Source organism: Dactylosporangium darangshiense, from assembly GCF_039537565.1.
GTDB lineage: Bacteria > Actinomycetota > Actinomycetes > Mycobacteriales > Micromonosporaceae > Dactylosporangium > Dactylosporangium darangshiense.
The window spans coordinates 317,563-330,965 of sequence record NZ_BAABAT010000002.1; the positions used below are offsets into that span (position 1 = coordinate 317,563).

Genomic DNA, 13,403 nt, shown 5'->3' on the forward strand with positions numbered 1-13,403 from the left:
AGGAGCGGGTATCAAGCGGCCGAATATGACTTACATCACAGTTTGAGCACACCGCCTACGGAGGCGACGGTTGTCAGCTATGAGCGCGATGTTCGCCGGCGACGTGTGCGGATCACCCCGCACCACCCGTTCCGGCCGGTGTGCAACCCGTCACCGGTGTGCCGCCGGCCGGAATCAGTTGAGGAACACCGAGGTTCGCGCTGACATGACGACGATCGGACTCATCGGCAGCGGCAACATCGGAAGCACAGTGGCGCGGCTGGCGGTCGCCGCCGGCCACGACGTGGTGCTGAGCAACTCGCGTGGCCCGCAGACCCTCCAGGACCTGGTGTCCGAGCTGGGGCCGAAGGCGCGCGCCGCGACCCCCGCGGAGGCGGCCGCGGCCGGCGACATCGTGGTGGTGACCGTGCCGCTGCGCGCGTACCGCGACGTCCCGGCGGAGCCCCTCGCGGGCAAGGTGGTCATCGACACCAACAACTACTACCCGCAGCGCGACGGCGTCTTCGACGAGCTGGAGGACGGCTCCAGCACCACCGGTGAGCTGCTGCAGAAGCACCTCTCGGAAGCCCGCGTGGTGAAGGGATTCAACAACATTTGGTCCGAGCACCTGGCGTCCCTGGCGCGCCCGGCGGGCAGCGCGGACCGGTCGGCGCTGCCGATCGCCGGTGACGACGCGGCCGCCAAGCAGGCGGTCACCGAGTTCTTCGACAGCCTCGGCTTCGACACCGTGGACGCCGGCCCGCTCGCCGAGAACTGGCGCGCCCAGCGGGACACCCCGGTCTACGTGCGTCCCTACGGCGCCTACGGGGTACTTCCTGGTACACCGGCGAGCGCGCAGGTCGTCCGCGAGGCGCTCGCCGCGGCGAAGCCTGCCGTGGCCTGAAGCCTTCCTCCGGCTGGGGCCCGCCACCGAGCGGCGTCGGCGGCGTGCTCAGCGCACCGTTGGGCGCAGCACCGCGGTCACCTGATTCGCCGGTCGATGCAACCGGGTGCGCGGCCGGTGGCGTCAGGACTGCGTGCGAGGTGAGGACGAGCGGCGATACGTCGAGTACGTCTCGGCACGGCTGCCGTGGATACGCAAGGTGGCGTTCCTGCTTTGCCAGGACTGGCACCGCGCGGACGACATCACGCAGGTCGCTATCACGAAGTTGTACACGCACTGGCGGCGTGCCGCCGCGGCGGACAACCTCGACGGGTACGTGCGGACCGTTGTCGTCCGGGTCTTCCTGAGCGAGCGGCGCACCGGCTGGGCGAGCCGGGTCGACCTGCGCGCGGAGCCGCTCGACGAGGCCGCCGCGGCCGAGGCCGATCCGGCGCTGCGGCTCGCGATGCGCGAGGCCCTCGCCGAGGTCCCGCCGCGGCAGCGGGCGGCGCTGGTGCTGCGGTACTACTGCGACCTCTCCGTCGAGGAGACCGCAGAGGCGCTGGGGTGCTCGGCCGGCACGGTGAAGAGCCAGACCGCACGCGGGCAAGAATCGCTGCGCAAGGCGCTCGACGCGCGGCACATCACGGTGGAGGCATGAGCATGGATGGGGGCGCGGTGCACGCGTTGCTCAAGACGGTCGCGGACTCGGAGGCGCCGGCGACCACAGTGGACATCGGCCGCGCGGCGGCCACGGGCCGGCGCAACGCCCGGTTGCGGCAGGCCGCGATCGCCTGTGCGGCGGCGCTGACCGCGCTCGTCATCGTGGCGGGCGCCGGCCTGATGATCGGGTCGCGGCCCGAGAGGACTTCGCCACCGCTCGAAGTGGCGGCGCCGGCGTCGTTCGAAACGCTGGTGCAGTACGCCGAATTCGGCTGGCTGCCCGACGGGCTCACCGACCGCACGACACGCACCGAGCCCGACGTGCAACGGCTGGTCGCGTCGGCGACGAGCAAGACCGGCGTGGACGCGCGAATGGTCGAGCTGGCGGCGGTGCCGGCGGGGCACACGATCGAGCTCGAGGGCGGCTCCGATGCCGACCCGGTGCTCGGGCGGCCGGCCCGGTGGGGCGTCGTGGAGGGCGGCACGGCGCTGCAGTGGCAGTACGCGCCCGGCGCGTGGGCGTCGGTGACCGTCTGGGACGCCACCGATCCGCGCGCGGTGGCCCGGCACGTCGCCGAGAGCGCCCGCTTCGGGGTGAACCGGGCGATCCGGCTGCCGGTGCGCGCGACCGGCCTCCCGCAGCCGTTCCAACTGGCTTCGGTGGTGGTCTCGCAGAGCACGGCGACCGGCGGCTGGTCGGCGGAACTGGGCTACAGCGACACCGGCAAGCGCACCGACCTCGGCGACTGGCCGCTGAGCATGCTCGCACTGAATTCCTCGATGCGCACCGGCGACGGCGGCACGGTCGGCGACCCGAACACCACCCTCGACGGGCACCCGGCCCGCCGGACCGACGGCGCGGACGGCGGCAAGGGGCTGCAGGTCTTCGACGTGGACGGCGTGTACCTCGAACTGGCAACCCATGCCCCGGCGACCACCGGCCGGCTGCCCGGCGGCCTCGACGGGCTCTTCCGCGGACTGCAGGTCGCCCGCGACCCCGCCGGGTGGTTTTAGGCGCGATGCGTGGTTGGTGCTGCGTCGACGGTGGCGTGCCTCAAGCGTGGAGACGTGCACGACTGCGCGACTCGTAGGATCTGCCGGTGGCCGATCCGTCTCGCGTGACCCGAACCTCGCTGCGCGCCGGTTCCGCGGATCGTGCGGAGGTATATGGTCTTGGGCGCCACGCTGGACTCGGGACCGGAGGGACGCCGCAATGTCGTTGAAGGTCGGGATCGGTCTGCCGCTGCTCAAGAACTTCGACCCGGCCACCGCCGTCACGAGGGCCGCGCGGGCGGTGGAGGACATCGGGTACGACAGCGTCTGGGCCTTCGAGCGGCTGCTGCTGCCCGTCGACCAGAGCGGGGAGCACGGCCTGTACCGCATGCCGGGCGTGCCGTGGCCGGAGCGGTACGGCAGTGTTCTGGACCCGCTGGTGGCGCTCACGCTCGCCGCCGCGGTGACGCAGCGGGTGGAGCTCGGCACCTGTGTGCTCGTGGCGCCGCTGCACGTGCCGGCCCGGCTCGCGCGGACCCTCGCCAGTATCGACGCGGCCAGCGGCGGGCGGCTCGTGGCCGGGATCGGGTCCGGGTGGAGCATCGACGAGTTCGCGGCCGTGGCGCCGCGGCCGTTCGCCGAGCGCGGGGCGGCCCTCGACGAGTTCCTCGACGTGGCCGAAGCGTTGTGGGGGACCGACCCGGTGTCGTTCCGCAACGAACGTTACGAGGTCGCGCCCGCGGAGTTCGGGCCGAAGCCGGCGCGGCCGATTCCGGTGTACCTCGGCGGGAACTCCGAGGTGGCGCTGCGCCGCATCGCCCGGCGCGCCGACGGGTGGCTGCCGACCGGGCTGCAGCCCGAGGCGGTCGGGGGGATGCTGGGGCGGCTGCGGGAGCTGACCGCCGAGGCCGGGCGGGACCCGGGCGAGGTCGGGTGCACGTTCCAGGTCGGGCTCAGCACCGTGGGCGATGCAATACCACAAGAGCGCCGGCCGTACACCGGCAGCATCGAGCAGATCGCGGGCGACATCGCGCAGCTGGCCGAGGCCGGGGTCGACCACGTGTTCGTCACCGTGCCGACCGTCGCCGAGGACCTGGACGAGTACGAGGACATCGCCGGTCGTTTCTACACGGCGATCGAGGGGATCTGACACGGACTCACGCTGTACGCCGGGTGCCGGTCACGGCCGAGCGTGGTAGCCGACCGGCGCGGGAGTGCCCGGCCAGCGTGTCGCCGGAGGCCACGACGGCGAAGTCGAGGTTGAGCCGCATCGGGCGGGTCACCGCCTGCCGCCAGGTGACGTTGTCGCCGTCGCAGGCGATGGCGGTCAGCGGTACCGTCTCGGCGCCCGCGGTCGCCGTGCCGGTCAGGCCGTCCGGCTCCTGCGCGAACACGTACACGGCGGCAATGGTGCCGATCGGGGTCTTCACGCGCACGTCCCACGTGCCGACGATCGGATGCACAGGCCTGCTCCTTTCCGAACCGGGCTAGAACTCGACGGGCGCACGGCCGGCGTTGCGCCACACGATGCCGCGCCGGTCGTACTCGAACAGGGTCTCCACGGCGTGCGCAACTCGCGGGCCGAACTCGCGCTCCGCCAGGTGCAGGGCCAGGTCCAGGCCCGACGTCACGCCGCCGGCCGTGACGACGTCGCCGTCGTCGACGACCCGGGCGTCCACCGCGCGCACGCCGGTGGCGTCGAGGACGTCCAGGCCGAGGCGGTGCGTGACCGCGTGCCGGCCCTCGAGCAGGCCCGCCATGGCCAGGGCGAGGGAGCCGCCGCAGACGCCCGCGACGGTGACGCGCGGGTTGCGCATCGCGGCGCGCAGCAGCGGTACCGCCGCCGAATCCGCGAAGCGGGCCAGCAGCACCGGGATCGTCTCGGCGCCCTCGTCGGGGTCGCCGGCGATCGGGCCGCTGGCGCCGGGGACGATGACGTAGCCGGGCCGGTCCGGGTCGAGGCGGGCGGTGGCCTCCAGGGCGAGGCCGAGGGTGCCGCCGGTGACGCGGCGGGGGCCGTCGGCGGCGACGAGCTCGACGGCGAGGCCGCCGCCGGCCGCCTCGGAGGCGGCGGCGAGGACCTCGAACGGTGCGACGACGTCGAGCGGGTCGAAGCCGTCGAACAACACGATCTGCGCAAACAACACGTCACGATCCTCGGTGCCCGCGGCGGGTGCGAGCCAGTGGCCGCATTGCCACAGTCCGGCTGGATCCGGCCAGGTTAGGCTGCGGTGCGTGCACCGTGTCGTCGTCCTCGCGCTGCCCGGGACCATCGCGTTCGACCTGGCCACGCCCCTCGAAGTGCTCGGGCGCGCGCGCCTGCCCGGCGGCCGGCCCGCGTACCGGGTGGAGGTCTGCGGGACCGCGCCCGTCGTCGACGCCGGCCCCGTGCGCCTCGCCACCGACCAGGGCCTCGACGCCCTCGCCGGCGCCGGCACCGTCATCGTGCCCGGCCGGCACGACCCGGAGTCCCCGGTGCCGGCGGTGGCGCTGGACGCGCTGCGCGCCGCCGCGGCCGCCGGTGCGCGCCTCGCGTCGATCTGCGTCGGCGCGTTCACGCTCGCCGCGACCGGGCTGCTCGACGGGCGCCGCGCCACCACGCACTGGGCCGCCGCCGAGCGCTTCCGCGCCGCGTTCCCGGCGGTGCGGCTCGACCCCGGCGTGCTGTACGTCGACAGTGGACAGTTCGTCACCTCGGCCGGCGCCACCGCCGGCGTCGACATGTGCCTGCACCTCGTGCGCCGCGACCACGGCGCCGCGGCCGCCGCCGACGCGTCCCGGCTCGCGGTGGCGCCGCTGCACCGCGACGGCGGCCAGGCGCAGTTCATCGCCCGCCCCGCCGTGCCCGCCGACGCCGGCCTCGCCCCGGTGCTGCAGTGGCTGCGGGAGCACGCCGACCGCGACCTGTCCCTCGCCGACGTCGCCGCGCACGCCGGCCTGAGCGTGCGCACCCTCAACCGCCGCTTCCGCGCCGAGGCGGGCGTCACGCCGATGCAGTGGCTCGCCGAGGCCCGCATCCGGCGCGCACAGGAGCTGCTGGAGACCACCGACCACGGCGTCGACCGCATCGCGCACCTGGCCGGGTTCGCCTCGCCGACCAACTTCCGCGCCCAGTTCAAGCGGGCCTGCGGGGTCACGCCCCGGGTGTACCGCACCAGCTTCCGCGGTTTGGTATGAGTGTCCGGTGACGAACGAGACCATCGCCGCCGCCCTCGCCGAGGCGTGCCCCGGGCTGCGCATCGACGACCTGCGGCCGCTCGACGCGGGACACACCAGCCGCCAGTGGGTCGCCGACACCGACGAGGGGCGGCTGCTGGTCAAGACGCCGGTGCGCGACGCCGACCCGGAGCACCTGCGGCGGCTCATCGCCACCACCCGGCGGGCCGCGGAGGGCGGGGTGCCGGTCGTGCGCTTCCGCGCGTTCGTGCCACGCAGCACCGCCCTCGGCGCGCCGCTGCTCGTGCAGGAGTTCCAGGACGGCGAGCCGGCCGACGCCGCCTGGGCCGGCCTGGGGCCGGTCGAGCGGGTCGCGTTCGCCGCCGACCTCGGGCGGCTCGTCGCCCGGGTGCACCGCTGCACCGGGCCGTGGTTCGGTGACGCCCTCGGCCGGGTGCGGCACCCCGACGCCCGCGCCTACCTGCACGCCCTCGTCGACGCCCGCATCGCCGAGGCGCCCGAGGACCTCACGGTCGCGGGCCGGGACGGCCTGGCCGCGGCCCTGCACCGGGCCGTCGAGGCCACCGCCGCCGCCGACGAGCCGCCGGCGCTGACCCACGGCGACCTGTGGCGGCAGAACCTCATCCTGCGCGACGGGCGCATCGCCTGCCTGCTCGACTTCGAGCACGGCCGCTACGCCGACCGCTTCCTCGACTTCGGCAAGCTCGACGAGCACGTCTTCGCCGGCTTCCCCGACGGGCGCGAGGCGTTCCTGTCCGCCTACGACGAGACCTTCCCGCTGCCGCCCGGCTGGCCCGCCCGGGTCCGCCTCGGCAACGCCGTGCACGCCCTGTCGATGGCCGTGTACTTCCGCCGCTGGGAGCCGCGGTTCGTGCCCGAGTACGTCGCCGCGCTCGACGCCTGGCTCGATTGAGGGGCCGCCGCCGCCCACCTTCGGGGGTATCCGCGGCCCGTGCGTTCGGGCACCGTGACCCCCATGCAGCGAATGGTGCTCCTGGCGGTCGCCGCCCTGCTCGCCCTGGCCGGCTGCGGCGGCTCCGCGCCGAGCGCACGGCCGAGCTCCGGCGCGGACCACGACAAGATCGTCGAGGCCTCGCGGTGCATGCGCGAGCACGGGTTCCCGGACTTCCCCGACCCGATCCAGGACGACGGGTACTGGGTGATCCCCCCGCCGGCGTCCGAGCTGACCCCTCCGCCCGAGTGCCTGCGGCTGTTCCAGGGCGCGAAGGGCAACCCGCCGCCGCGGCGGGCGCTCCCCACCGAGGAGGTCGCCCAGCGGCGCAAGTGGGCCGAGTGCATGCGCACGCACGGCGTGCCCGGCGTGCCCGACCCCAACAGCGACGGCGACTTCGTCCCGCCGACCGGCGCCGCCCTGAACACCGTCGGCCCGGAGTGGGACCAGGCCCGCCAGGCGTGCAAGTCGCAGGAGTGGCCAGGGGCCAACTTGGACAAGTGACGCTCGGCACACCCCGGCGAAATCCGGGCGGGCCGGTGGTCTACATCCCTCGACCGCTAGCGAAGGAGACGGGGATGTCATTCGAAGACAAGACGATGCTGGTGACCGGGGCCAACCGGGGGATCGGGCGGGCCCTGGTCGAAGAGGCGCTCGCCAGGGGAGCGCGGCGGGTGTACGCCGGGACGCGCCGCCCGCTCGAGCACCCGGACGCGCGGGTCACGCCGGTGACGCTCGACGTGACCGACCTCGCGCAGATCCGGGCCGTGGCCGACGCGATCGGCGAGCTCGACGTGCTGGTCAACAACGCCGGGATCTGCAACGCCGACGACCTGGGGGAGCGCTCGGCGCTGGAGGAGCACCTGGCGGTCAACCTCTACGGGACGTACGAGATGACCAAAGCGGTGCTGCCCCGGCTGATCGCATCCGGCGGCGCCGTCGTCAACAACGTGTCGCTCTCGGCGCTGGCGCCGCTGCCGATCACCCCGGCGTACTCGCTGTCGAAGGCCGCAGCGCTGTCGCTCACCCAGGCGCAGCGCGCCCTGCTCGCGAGCAGCGGCGTGCGCGTCCACGCGGTGCTGACCGGCCCGACGGACACCGAGATGACCGAGGCCCTCGACATCCCGAAGGCCGACCCGGCCGACGTCGCGCGGGCCATCCTCGACGCCGTCGACAAGGGCGAGGAGGACATCTTCCCCGACCCGATGTCGCAGCTGCTCGCCGACGGCTGGCACAACGGGGTGAACAAGGCCTTCGAGCGGCAGAACGCGGCCATGGCGCGATAGCGCGTCTCCCGGTTCCGGCAACAGACGTTGCCCGGTTCGCGGCACCGGCCGGCCCCGGCGACGCTGCTGTCCTCACTGGGCAGCAGCGTCGCCGCCGCTCAGCCGCCCAGGCGGGCCGCATCGGCCGCATGATGGCGGGCGCCGCAGTAGCGTCGAGCTCATGGAGTTTCTCGACAAGGAGCCGACCGTGAAGGCGCCGGCGGAGACGTTCACCGGCGACGCCTGGTTCGATGTCGTGCACCGGGGCACGGGGGAGTCGCGGATGCGGGTCAACGTGGTCCGCTTCGCGCCCGGCGCCCGCAACGCCTGGCACCGCCACGCGCTCGGCCAGACCGTGCACGTGACCGAGGGCCGTGGCCTGATCCAGGCCCGCGGCGGCGAGGTCCGGCCGATGCGGGCGGGCGACACCGTGTACACGCCGCCGGGTGAGTGGCATTGGCACGGCGCCGCGCCCGAGCACTTCATGACCCATCTCGCGATGTGGGAGGCCCCGGCCGGTGGCGGGTCCGAGACCGAGTGGGGTGCGCTGGTGACAGACGAGGAGTACGAGAGCCGCGCGTAGTCGCTGCATTGCTGTGCGTTATCGGGCCCGAAAGGGGGTGCAAACATCCGATAACATCGACGCCGTGCCGAGACACGGGGAGGTTCGGCATGTCGTCACCGCTCGATCCCGGGGAACCGCCACCCGCGTCGTTGCCGGCGTCACCAGCGTCGCCGCCGCCGCAGTGGCTACCCTCGCAGCCGGTGGCCTGGGCGCCGAAGTCCAGGCCAGGACCGGCCGAACAGCCTGCGCCGGCGCGCCGCCGCCGGCCGGTCGTGCTCGGCACCCTGCTGGCCACCCTGGCCACGCTCACCGTCGGCCTGACCGCCTACTCGGTCGCCCGGACCGGCCCCGCCGACCGGCCGTCGCCGGCCGCCGGCGCCGACGACCCCACCCGCCGCCAGGCCTATGAGCTCCTCCTGGCCGCCGCCGGCGCCCTGTCGTCCGCGCCCGGCCAGCACTACCACGGCAGCCTGACCGCCGACGGCGGCCGCGAGGTCGGCATCGACGCCCGCGTCACCCGCGAGGGCCTCACCCTGTCCACGGTGGACTTCACCGGCGGCGGCCACGGGGACCTGCTCGACCTCGGCCGCGACGGCACCTACGCCCGCGGCGACGCCGCCTTCTGGTCCGCCGCGCATGCACCCGGCTCCGGCTCCGCCTACGGCACCGCCTGGGTCCGCATCGACTTCGACGCCCTCGGCTTCGACCCGCGCGCCCTCATCCCGTCGATCCTCGCCGCCGACCTCCTCCCAGCGGGCCACGAGGACGAGGCCCCGCCGCCCCCCGCCGACCTGCCCCGCCTCGGCGACCTGGCCCCGGTCGGCGGCGTCGAGGCCCGCCAGGTGCGCCTCGAGCACGCCACGGTCTGGATCACCACCGCCAAGCCGCCGCGCATCGTCCGCGTGGAGCCCGCGCCCGCCCCGGCGTCCGGGCCCGGCCCCGCCGCGCCCGCACTGGACGTCGAGCCCCTGGACGGCGCCGCCCTGTCGGCCCTGCGCACCACGGCCTCCCAGCGCGCCGCCGAGCTCGACCACGCCCTCGACTCCCAGGTCACCGCGGCCATCGACGGCCAGATCAAGGTCGGACCGTGCGCACCCGCATCGTGCGTCGCGACCGTCACGGTCATCAACAACGTCAACGCCCGCTCGCCGTACATGCACCCGGCCGCCCAGGTCAACGCCGAGGTCACCATTGAGATGACCCTCGACGACAAGCACCTCAACACCTGCACCGAGACCGTGACCATGCCCGCCAACGGCAAGACCACCGCGAAGTGCACCACCAGCTACTCGGTGAAGCAGGCGACGTCCGGCGGCGAGTACTTCATCGGCGCCAAGGCCAGCACCAGCTCCCGCGCCCTGACCCCCGCCGACGTGCAGCGCCTGACCACCGTCGTCGCGGGCCCGCCACCGGCCCCGCCCGTCAGCCCGAGCGCCCTGCCGCCTCCGTGCGCCCGCCCGACGGGCGCCGACGGCGGCCCCGGCCACTGGCACCCGGCCCCCGTGCTCGGCGCCCCCGCCGCGCTCGCCTACCAGGAGCAGGTCACCGGCGTGCGCGCCGACGTGCACTACCGGGTCGGCGACCGCGACTTCGACGGCTACCGCACCGACGCCGGCGCCCAGGTCCTGCTCGACGCCAAGCCTGAGGGCAGCTCCTGGCAGCTGTGGGGCGCCCGCCCGACCGGGGACGGCCGCCTGGCGTACGCCGACGACGAGGACAAGTCGGAGACCGCCGTCGCCTGGGCCAACCGCGCCCGCCACCGCCTGGACGCCGAGTTGCACCGCCTGCGCGCCGAGCTGGACGCCGTCCGCCCCTACTCGGGCGCGAAGCTCCGCCTGGTCACGGCCGAGGCGGACGTGCTGGACAAGCTCCGCGCATACGCGAAGTCCCAGCTCCCGCAGGACGACTACGCCCGCCTGGAGTGGCGCACCGAGCCCGTCGACCGTGCGTTCACCGGCTGCCCCTGAGCGCGTGGTCCTCGGCTATCGGGTGAAGAGCCGGCGCAGGGTGGCCTGCAGATAGGTGCCGGCCTGGGCGCTGGTGAGACGCCCGGCACGGACGTCGTCGCCCGCCGCGTGGCCGAGCGCCGCCGTGGCCGCGACGATCCAACCGGGCGGCAGCTCGGGGTCGAACTCGCCGGTGCGCTGACCCCGCTCGACGACCTCCCCGAGCACGTCGAACACCGTCCGGTGCCGACGTCGGTCGGTCTCGGGATCCGTGTGCGGGCCGGGCGTGGCCAGCAGGAATGGCTCGGCGTCGAACGTGTCCCAGCTGAGCTGGACCAGCCGCAGGAGCGCCTCGCCGGCGGGGCCGGTGTCGAGGTCCGCGCCCTCGAGCGCGGCGGCGACCCGGTCGGTGGCCCGGTCCGTGAGCGCGCCGATGAGGGCGTCGCGCGACGGGAAGTGCGCGTAGACGGTCTGCCGTGTCAGGCCCGCCGCGCGGGCGACCTCCTCCATGCTCGCGTGCGGCCGCTCGCTCAGGAGCTTCGCCGCGGCGTCGAGGATCGCGGCGACGCTGCGCTCGGCGTCGGCCCGGCGCCGGCGAACGGTTAAATCTGACACGGTTGACAAGGATATCAGGGCGACCTAGCTTTGACGGCGTTGTAAGAGTTAAGGAGCAGCCAGGAGGTCGCCGGCATGAACCTGATCGAGATCGCCTGCCCGGAGGGCACGCTTGACGAGACGCAGCGCCGGGAGGTCGCGGGCGCGGTCATCGCCAACCTGCTGGTCGAACCCGACGCGCCCGCCGAGGCCGTCGAGCGCGCGGGGCGCATCACCCACGTGTGGTTCCGCGAGGGCCGCACCTGGACGACCGGCGGGAGCGGTGCGGCCGCGCCGTTCGTCGTCACCGTCACCGTGCCGGAGGCGTGGCGCGAGGAGCTGTCCCGCCGTGCCATGGGCGCGGTGCGGGCCGCGCTGACCCGGCACGCCGGCGCGGCCACCGGCGGCGAGGACCCGGCCGTGTGGATCAACGTGGTCGGCGTACACGAGGGCAGCATCGGCATGAACGGCAAGCCCTCGATGTCGACGGACATCGTGCGGTACCTCACCCGCGGCGTCGAGCCGTCCGCCCCCGCGGACCTCCCCGACGGCGTGGTCATCGACCCGGTCTGCGGCATGCGCGTGCGTCTCGGACCGCAGGCGCACACCCTCGTCCACGACGGCCGGACGATCGGCTTCTGCGCCACCGGCTGCCTCGCCGTTTACGCGCAGGACCACGACATCGACCTGACTGCTACTGTTCGTAGATGATCACGGGGCGGGCGGTGCTGGGCGCCTACTTTCCGGGAATGGACGGGCACGCGTACGCGGTCGAAGCCATCCCCGCCGGCCTGCTGACCCACGTCTTCTACGCGTTCGCCACCATCGAGGACGGGCACCTGAGGCTGCCGTCCCAGGCGCCCGCCCACCTCGAGGCGCTGGCCGAGCTCAAGCGGGCCAACCCGGGCCTGCAGACGGTGCTGTCGATCGGCGGCTGGGGCGCCGGCGGCTTCTCCGACGCGGCGCTCACCCCGCAGTCCCGGGCCGCCTTCGCCGACGAGTGCCTGGCGCTGGCCGCCGGCTTCGACGGCGTCGACCTGGACTGGGAGTTCCCCGTCTCCGGCGGGCCCGCCGAGGTGACCCACCGGCCCGAGGACCGGCGCAACGCCACGCTGCTGGCCCAGGAGGTCCGCGACCGGCTCGGGCTCGACCGGCTGCTGACCGCCGCGCTGCCCGCCGGCCGGCTGCAGTCGGCGGGCCCGTACGACCCGGCGGACAGCTACGAGCTCCCGGCCCTCGCCGGGGTGCTGGACTTCGTCAACCTCATGACGTACGACTTCGGCACCGGCTTCTCGCCGATCGCCACCTTCAACGCGCCGATGTCCGAGGTCGCGGACGACCCGCTCGAGCCCGGCCTGCGCCGGTGGAACAACGTCACGGGCGCGGTCGACTACTACGAGCGTCTGGGTGTACCGCGGGACAAGCTCGTGCTGGGCGTGCCGTTCTACGGCCGTGGGTTCCGCGTCGCCTCGGCCGGCGAGCAGGCGGGTCTGTTCCAGCCCCAGGTCGGCACGGTCCAGGCCGGCGACTACCGCGACATCGCACGTGACCTGCTTGCCGATCCGTCCTGGCAGCGGTACCGCCACCCGGTGGCCCGCTCGCCATGGCTCTACCACCCCGGCACCGGGACGTTCGTCAGCTACGAGGACGCCGAGTCCATCGAGGAGCGCTCGACCTTCGCGGCGCGCCACGGGCTGCGCGGCGCGTTCACCTGGCAGCTCGCCGGCGACGACGACGAGCACACGCTGCTCGCCGCGATGACCCGCCCCTTCCGCCGGCCGAACGCGGGCTAACAGCCGTCGACCACGATGTGGTCGACGACGGCGACGACCACCCGCCCGGATCCCACGCGTTCCTGAGCGGCGTCGGCGGCCCACATTGATGCGGCGGCGATCGCGACGGCCAGCAGCGCGACGCTGCCGGCGATGTCGAGCACGCAGTGGTTCGCGGTGCCCGCGCTCGGCGTGGACGCGTCCGGCAAGCTGTACGCGGCGTGGACCGACCCCGGCCGGCACCTCAACGTGGCCCGGGTCGTGCCGGACACCTGCCCGACGATCGGCGCGGAGGCGGCCGGGCCGCGCTTCGCCTACTTCAATTCGGCCGGGAAGCTCGTCATCGACGGCTGAAGCCGGCGCGGCCCGGCCGCCTTCGCGCCGGTCAAGCGCAGGTCAGATACGGCCGGCGAAGCCGTCGGCGAGCAGGCTCGGCGGTACCTCGCGGTCGCGCATCCGAAGCGCCGCGGAGGGTGGCCAGTCCATTGCGGCCGCTGTAGTCGCGGGCGCCGAGAAAATTGTCGGCACATTTCGGGGGGAGTCGGTGACGCATCGTTCCGTCAGGTAGGGTATGGTCGCGCTTGGGTGGGAGTTTGTTGCCGGCGATAGGCGAC

General features: G+C 74.1%; 17 protein-coding genes. 13 read left to right on the top strand and 4 right to left on the bottom strand.

Annotated elements, in window-relative coordinates; genetic code table 11:
- The first annotated feature begins 88 nt into the window (after positions 1-88).
- The 4 genes from ABD901_RS05060 to ABD901_RS05075 all read left to right on the top strand — a co-directional run bounded on the left by ABD901_RS05060 (position 89) and on the right by ABD901_RS05075 (position 3,668).
- A complete protein-coding gene (locus tag ABD901_RS05060) occupies positions 89-883 on the top strand; it encodes an NADPH-dependent F420 reductase (protein WP_345122382.1) in 795 nt (264 codons plus the stop codon).
- 133 nt (positions 884-1,016) lie between these two features.
- Entirely contained in the window at positions 1,017-1,523 is a 507-nt protein-coding gene (locus tag ABD901_RS05065; RefSeq protein WP_345121743.1) for a SigE family RNA polymerase sigma factor, read from the top strand.
- Positions 1,520-2,539 carry a hypothetical protein gene (locus ABD901_RS05070; protein WP_345121745.1) on the top strand — a complete coding sequence of 340 codons (1,020 nt, stop codon included), beginning with the start codon at positions 1,520-1,522 and terminating at the stop codon, positions 2,537-2,539. The genes ABD901_RS05065 and ABD901_RS05070 overlap by 4 nt, the downstream gene beginning before the upstream one ends.
- A 199-nt stretch (positions 2,540-2,738) precedes the next feature.
- Positions 2,739-3,668 (top strand): LLM class F420-dependent oxidoreductase, encoded by a 930-nt coding sequence (locus tag ABD901_RS05075; protein WP_345121747.1) that lies wholly within the window; start codon positions 2,739-2,741, stop codon positions 3,666-3,668.
- A gap of 7 nt (positions 3,669-3,675) precedes the next feature.
- On the opposite strand, the gene ABD901_RS05080 is transcribed toward ABD901_RS05075, so the two are convergent.
- Both ABD901_RS05080 and ABD901_RS05085 read right to left on the bottom strand, forming a co-directional pair.
- Positions 3,676-3,981, bottom strand: coding sequence for a hypothetical protein (locus ABD901_RS05080; RefSeq protein WP_345121748.1), 306 nt, complete (start codon positions 3,979-3,981; stop codon positions 3,676-3,678).
- Positions 3,982-4,005: 24 nt separating this feature from the next.
- On the bottom strand, positions 4,006-4,665 hold the full coding sequence (locus ABD901_RS05085; RefSeq protein ID WP_345121750.1) for a DJ-1/PfpI family protein: 660 nt from the start codon (positions 4,663-4,665) through the stop codon (positions 4,006-4,008).
- 88 nt (positions 4,666-4,753) lie between these two features.
- Between ABD901_RS05085 and ABD901_RS05090 the strand changes: the two genes are divergently transcribed.
- The 6 genes from ABD901_RS05090 (at position 4,754) to ABD901_RS05115 (ending at position 10,444) form a co-directional block, all read left to right on the top strand.
- On the top strand, positions 4,754-5,695 hold the full coding sequence (locus tag ABD901_RS05090; RefSeq protein WP_345121752.1) for a GlxA family transcriptional regulator: 942 nt from the start codon (positions 4,754-4,756) through the stop codon (positions 5,693-5,695).
- A 7-nt stretch (positions 5,696-5,702) separates the two neighbouring features.
- The gene (locus tag ABD901_RS05095) at positions 5,703-6,608 is read left to right on the top strand and encodes a phosphotransferase family protein (RefSeq protein WP_345121754.1); all 906 of its coding nucleotides are present in this window, start codon (positions 5,703-5,705) and stop codon (positions 6,606-6,608) included.
- A gap of 63 nt (positions 6,609-6,671) precedes the next feature.
- Positions 6,672-7,151, top strand: a complete 480-nt coding sequence (locus ABD901_RS05100; RefSeq protein WP_345121756.1) for a hypothetical protein — start codon at positions 6,672-6,674, stop codon at positions 7,149-7,151.
- 74 nt (positions 7,152-7,225) lie between these two features.
- Positions 7,226-7,933: an SDR family NAD(P)-dependent oxidoreductase gene (locus ABD901_RS05105; protein WP_345121758.1), complete on the top strand. Its 708-nt coding sequence runs from the start codon at positions 7,226-7,228 to the stop codon at positions 7,931-7,933.
- 160 nt (positions 7,934-8,093) lie between these two features.
- Entirely contained in the window at positions 8,094-8,495 is a 402-nt protein-coding gene (locus ABD901_RS05110) for a (R)-mandelonitrile lyase (RefSeq protein ID WP_345121759.1), read from the top strand.
- A gap of 182 nt (positions 8,496-8,677) precedes the next feature.
- Positions 8,678-10,444 carry a hypothetical protein gene (locus ABD901_RS05115; RefSeq protein ID WP_345121761.1) on the top strand — a complete coding sequence of 589 codons (1,767 nt, stop codon included), beginning with the start codon at positions 8,678-8,680 and terminating at the stop codon, positions 10,442-10,444.
- A 15-nt stretch (positions 10,445-10,459) separates the two neighbouring features.
- Here ABD901_RS05115 and ABD901_RS05120 read toward each other — a convergent pair whose 3' ends face one another.
- Positions 10,460-11,038, bottom strand: a complete 579-nt coding sequence (locus ABD901_RS05120) for a TetR/AcrR family transcriptional regulator (RefSeq protein WP_345121763.1) — start codon at positions 11,036-11,038, stop codon at positions 10,460-10,462.
- 75 nt (positions 11,039-11,113) lie between these two features.
- On the opposite strand from ABD901_RS05120, the gene ABD901_RS05125 reads away from it, so the two are divergent.
- Together ABD901_RS05125 and ABD901_RS05130 are read left to right on the top strand one after the other, a co-directional pair.
- Positions 11,114-11,728, top strand: coding sequence for a hypothetical protein (locus ABD901_RS05125; protein WP_345121765.1), 615 nt, complete (start codon positions 11,114-11,116; stop codon positions 11,726-11,728).
- Complete coding sequence (locus ABD901_RS05130) at positions 11,725-12,810, top strand: glycoside hydrolase family 18 protein (protein ID WP_345121767.1); 1,086 nt, start codon at positions 11,725-11,727, stop codon at positions 12,808-12,810. Before ABD901_RS05125 ends, ABD901_RS05130 begins: the two co-directional genes overlap by 4 nt.
- Here the strand turns inward: ABD901_RS05130 and ABD901_RS05135 are convergent.
- Positions 12,807-12,953: a hypothetical protein gene (locus tag ABD901_RS05135; protein ID WP_345121769.1), complete on the bottom strand. Its 147-nt coding sequence runs from the start codon at positions 12,951-12,953 to the stop codon at positions 12,807-12,809. The two genes, ABD901_RS05130 and ABD901_RS05135, sit on opposite strands and share 4 nt — an antisense overlap.
- Between ABD901_RS05135 and ABD901_RS05140 the strand changes: the two genes are divergently transcribed.
- Positions 12,943-13,143 carry a hypothetical protein gene (locus tag ABD901_RS05140; protein WP_345121770.1) on the top strand — a complete coding sequence of 67 codons (201 nt, stop codon included), beginning with the start codon at positions 12,943-12,945 and terminating at the stop codon, positions 13,141-13,143. The genes ABD901_RS05135 and ABD901_RS05140 overlap by 11 nt on opposite strands.
- The last annotated feature ends 260 nt before the right edge of the window (positions 13,144-13,403 follow it).

What these genes read in the sequence shown, in the direction of transcription:
- ABD901_RS05060 (WP_345122382.1), top strand. Translation starts at nt 89, where the DNA reads ATGTTCGCCGGCGACGTGTGCGGATCACCCCGCACCACCCGTTCCGGC.
- ABD901_RS05070 (WP_345121745.1), top strand. Translation starts at nt 1,520, where the DNA reads ATGAGCATGGATGGGGGCGCGGTGCACGCGTTGCTCAAGACGGTCGCG.
- ABD901_RS05075 (WP_345121747.1), top strand. Translation starts at nt 2,739, where the DNA reads ATGTCGTTGAAGGTCGGGATCGGTCTGCCGCTGCTCAAGAACTTCGAC.
- ABD901_RS05100 (WP_345121756.1), top strand. Translation starts at nt 6,672, where the DNA reads ATGCAGCGAATGGTGCTCCTGGCGGTCGCCGCCCTGCTCGCCCTGGCC.
- ABD901_RS05105 (WP_345121758.1), top strand. Translation starts at nt 7,226, where the DNA reads ATGTCATTCGAAGACAAGACGATGCTGGTGACCGGGGCCAACCGGGGG.
- ABD901_RS05110 (WP_345121759.1), top strand. Translation starts at nt 8,094, where the DNA reads ATGGAGTTTCTCGACAAGGAGCCGACCGTGAAGGCGCCGGCGGAGACG.
- ABD901_RS05125 (WP_345121765.1), top strand. Translation starts at nt 11,114, where the DNA reads ATGAACCTGATCGAGATCGCCTGCCCGGAGGGCACGCTTGACGAGACG.
- ABD901_RS05130 (WP_345121767.1), top strand. Translation starts at nt 11,725, where the DNA reads ATGATCACGGGGCGGGCGGTGCTGGGCGCCTACTTTCCGGGAATGGAC.
- ABD901_RS05140 (WP_345121770.1), top strand. Translation starts at nt 12,943, where the DNA reads ATGTCGAGCACGCAGTGGTTCGCGGTGCCCGCGCTCGGCGTGGACGCG.